At 68.1% G+C, this 1356-nt stretch carries 1 protein-coding gene; it reads right to left on the bottom strand.

Annotated features, from left to right (window positions below; translation table 11 throughout):
• Positions 1-11: 11 nt before the first annotated feature.
• On the bottom strand, positions 12-1238 hold the full coding sequence (locus tag N801_RS18970) for an IS256 family transposase (RefSeq protein WP_035940900.1): 1227 nt from the start codon (positions 1236-1238) through the stop codon (positions 12-14).
• Between the last annotated feature and the right edge of the window lie 118 nt (positions 1239-1356).

Here is a 1356-nt window from a genome sequence, read left to right as displayed (position 1 = left end):
GACCTTGGTGCCTACTTGCCGCTGGTGATTGCGGTGGTGTCAGTATCGCGCGGGGTGTTCAGCAGCGCCATCGAGGCTTCGGACAGGTAGCGCCGGTCGCTGACTTGCCATTCGTCGTGGGCGTCGGCCAGGACGGCACCGACGAGGCGGATGACGGCGCCCTCGTTGGGGAAGATGCCCACGACGCGGGCTCGGCGTTTGATCTCCTTGTTGACCCGCTCGATGGGGTTGTTGGACCAGATCTTGGACCAGTGCGCCTTGGGGAACGCGGTGAACGCCAGGACCTCGGCCTTGGCGTCGTCCATGAAGGGCCCGATCTTCGGGAACGCCTTGGCGAGCTGGTCGCGCACTTCGTCCCAGGTGGCGTGCACCGCCTTGTCGTCGGGCTGGGCGAAGATCGTGCGGAACAGTGCGGCGACCATGTCCTTGTGGGACTTGGGGACCAGGGCGAGCAGGTTGCGGGCGAAGTGGACCCGGCAGCGTTGGTGCGCGGCCCCGGCGAAGCATCGGGTCAGGGCCTTGACCAGTCCGGCGTGCTGGTCGGAGATCACCAGGCGCACCCCGGACAGGCCACGGTCCTTGAGGTCGGTGAGGAACTTGCGCCAGAACGTCTCGTCCTCGCTGTCGCCGACGTCCAGGCCGAGGATCTCGCGGGTGCCGTGCTCGGTGACACCGGTGGCGACCACGACGGCCTTGGAGACCACCTGCCCGCGGGCGACCTCGCGCACGTGCAGGTAGGTCGCGTCCAGGAACACGTACGGGAAGGCGGCGTGACCCAGGGTGCGGGCCCGGAACGCGCCCACCGTCTCGTCCAAGCCGGCACAGATCCGCGACACCTCGGACTTGGACATGCCGGTACCGCCGAGCGCGGCGACCAGGTCATCCACGCTGCGGGTGGACACCCCGTGCACGTAGGCCTCCATCACCACCGCGTGCAACGCCTGGTCGATCCGTCGGCGCGGGGCGAGGACCTCGGGGAAGAACGAGCCCTTGCGCAGCTTGGGGATCGCCAGCTGAACATCGCCGGCCTTGGTGGTCAGCACCCGAGGGCGCGACCCGTTGCGCTCGGTCGTGCGGGCCTCGGACCGCTCGTAGCGGCCCGCGCCGATCACCTCGGTGGCTTCGAGCTCGACCAGGTCCTGCAACGCGACCCGCACGGCTTCACGGATCAGGTCCACGCCCTCCCCGGCGCGGAATACCTCGAGCAACTCGGTCAGGGCAGACTGGGACAAGGCCATCGGTGAGATCTCCTTCGGTGAGTGCTTGGCCGTACACACCAAGAATCTCGCCGATGGCCCCACCTACATCAGAGCCGCTCCGCTCCCACGAAACCCCACCACGCCATGGGACTCATAC

Source organism: Knoellia aerolata DSM 18566 (assembly GCF_000768695.1).
In the GTDB taxonomy this organism is placed as follows: Bacteria; Actinomycetota; Actinomycetes; order Actinomycetales; family Dermatophilaceae; genus Knoellia; species Knoellia aerolata.
Note: the sequence above shows the minus strand (reverse complement) of the source record. Positions and strands in the feature narration are given on the sequence as shown.

Coding starts and splice junctions, on each gene's coding strand:
- N801_RS18970 (WP_035940900.1), bottom strand. CDS start 1,238: ATGGCCTTGTCCCAGTCTGCCCTGACCGAGTTGCTCGAGGTATTCCGC.